Annotated in this window: 3 protein-coding genes; 1 reads left to right on the top strand and 2 read right to left on the bottom strand. The window is 70.0% G+C overall.

Annotated elements, in window-relative coordinates; genetic code table 11:
- The coding region (locus tag FKP22_RS28125; RefSeq protein WP_233446988.1) for a LysR substrate-binding domain-containing protein at positions 1-368 on the top strand (368 nt) is incomplete at its 5' end.
- On the opposite strand, the gene FKP22_RS28120 is transcribed toward FKP22_RS28125, so the two are convergent.
- Both FKP22_RS28120 and FKP22_RS28115 read right to left on the bottom strand, forming a co-directional pair.
- The gene (locus FKP22_RS28120; protein WP_141291359.1) at positions 365-1,312 is read right to left on the bottom strand and encodes a class I SAM-dependent methyltransferase; all 948 of its coding nucleotides are present in this window, start codon (positions 1,310-1,312) and stop codon (positions 365-367) included. The genes FKP22_RS28125 and FKP22_RS28120 overlap by 4 nt on opposite strands.
- Positions 1,313-1,370: 58 nt before the next feature.
- On the bottom strand, positions 1,371-2,132 hold a 762-nt coding region (locus tag FKP22_RS28115), incomplete at its 5' end, for a C-terminal helicase domain-containing protein (protein ID WP_170201144.1).

Raw genomic sequence — 2,132 nt, 5'->3', positions numbered from 1 at the left:
CGCGCCTGCCGGAAGACGTGTTGCAGCACAACTGCATCGTCTACTCCGAACTGAACAGCGCCATCAACTGGACCTTCACCGCCGGCCCCGGTGCGCCTGTGGCCGTGGGCACCCAGGTCTCGCTGCGCGCACAGGGCAACCTGCAGACGGACAGCAGCGAGGTCATCCGCGCGGCGGTGCTGTCCGGCATGGGCATCGGCCAGGCGCCCACCTGGCTGTTCGAAGCCGAACTGGCTTCCGGCGAGGTGCAGCGGCTGCTGCCCGATTGGCCCGCACCGCCGCTGCCCATCCACCTGGTGAGCCCGCCGCAGCGCCGCCAGTCGGCCAAGGTGCAGGCTTTTGCGGCGCACGTGGCCGCGGCGAGTTAGAGCGCCTTTTCCAGCGGCGGCGCCCGGTACACCAGCACCTTCAGCGAACGCTGGTCAGACACGTCGGCAAACGCTGGCGGGTTGGCCACGCGTTCCACGAAGCTCAGCTCTGGCGCCAGTTCGCGCACCTGGTCCTGCAGGAAGGCCGGGCCCAGCTCTGGCGCATTGAGGCACAGCAAGACGTGGCCGTCGGGCGCCAGCAGGTCCGGCAGGCGCTTGATCAACCGGGCATAGTCCTTGGTCGCGACGAAGCTGCCCTTCTGGTAACTGGGCGGGTCCACGATGATCAGCCCGTAGGGCCCGCTGCGCGTCACCTTGCCCCAGGAGCTGAACAGGTCATGCGGCAGGAAACGGGCGTTGGCCGACACGTCATTGAAGCGGTGGTTCTGCTGGCCAATGCCCAGCGCGCCCTGGCTCATGTCCAGGTTCACGACCTGCCGCGCGCCGGCCTGCAGCGCCACCACCGAAAACGCGCAGGTGTAGGCAAACAGGTTCAGCACCCGCACGCGATGGTCCTCGGTGGTGTGCTTGGCCACGTGCCTGCGCACCCAGCGCCGCCCCTCGGCCATGTCCAGGAAAAGGCCGTGGTTCTGCCCCTTGCCCACGTGCACGCGAAAGCGCGCCCCGTCCTCGCTGACCCAGTGCGGGTCCGGCACGGCGCCGGCCATCAGCTGCGTGCTGCTCTTGCCCTCGTGCCGGCACTGGAAGACCCAGTTCAGCGGCTGGCCCGGCGCGAGCTGCTCCCAGCGCTGTGCCAGCGCCGCGCCAGCAGCGGCCAGTTCCTCGTCCGCCACCGGCTGGAAGCTGGTCAGCACCCACACGGGCGGGAAGAAGTCCAGCGACCAGTGTTCGCAGCCCGGGTGCAGGCCACCGCGGCCGTGGAAGATGCGCTGGGCGTCTGTGGGCAAGGCCGTCGAGGCGATGGCGTCTAACAAGGGCTGCATGGGGCGCGCAAGATCGAAAATGAGGATCGGGAGGCGAGGGCGGCGATTCTGTCGCAGTTCAGCCGCGGGCCTTGGCGCGCCAGAACTCAGTGTCGAACAACTGCTCGGTGCCGCTGCGCTCATTCACCAGCCAGAACTGCCGCCCATCCGGGCTCAGGCGCGAAACCTCGCCGGTGTGGCGCCCGGCGCTCACGCGCTGGCCCAGCGCATTGGCCGGGAAGCCGGGCCGGCGCGCCAGCTCCAGCAGCGGCACGGCCTCGCGCGTGTCGGTGCCCAGCTTCAGCCGCTGCACCAGCGCGGCCAGCATCGGGTTCGTGATGTCGGCCGCCGACAGGTAGACCAGCACCTTGGCCTGCGCCCGGCTCAGCGCCACGTTCAAGAGGCGCTGCGCCTCTTCCGTCTGAAGGAAAGGCTGCGTGCCATCGGCAGGGTCGAACAGCACGGCCGGCGCTTCGCTGCCCTGCGCCCGGTGCACCGTGCTGACCTTCACCGTCTCCGGCACGCCATGGGCCCACAGCCGCTGGCGGATCAGCGCCCGCTGCGCGCGGAACGGCGTCAGCACGATCAGTTCCTGCGGCAGCCAATGCCCGCTTTCCAGCGCCGCGGCCACGGTCGCGGCAATCAGCTCGGCAGACTCTCTGCGAGCCGGCCCGCGCTCCATGGCCGACCAGGCGCCATCGGTCTTCAGCCGATGCACATGCACATGCGTGCCCGCGTCCGCGTCGCCCAGCGCGCGCTGCCGCGCGGCCAGCCAATCGGGCGAGGCCAAGGCGTCTTCGGCCACACGCAGCGCGCCGTCGTAGAACAGGTCGCTGACCAG

Origin of the sequence: Ideonella azotifigens, from assembly GCF_006519715.1 — a bacterium.
Taxonomy (GTDB): Bacteria; Pseudomonadota; Gammaproteobacteria; order Burkholderiales; family Burkholderiaceae_C; genus Ideonella; species Ideonella azotifigens.
The sequence above is the reverse complement of the archived record's forward strand: the minus strand, read 5'-3'. Positions and strand labels throughout refer to the sequence as shown.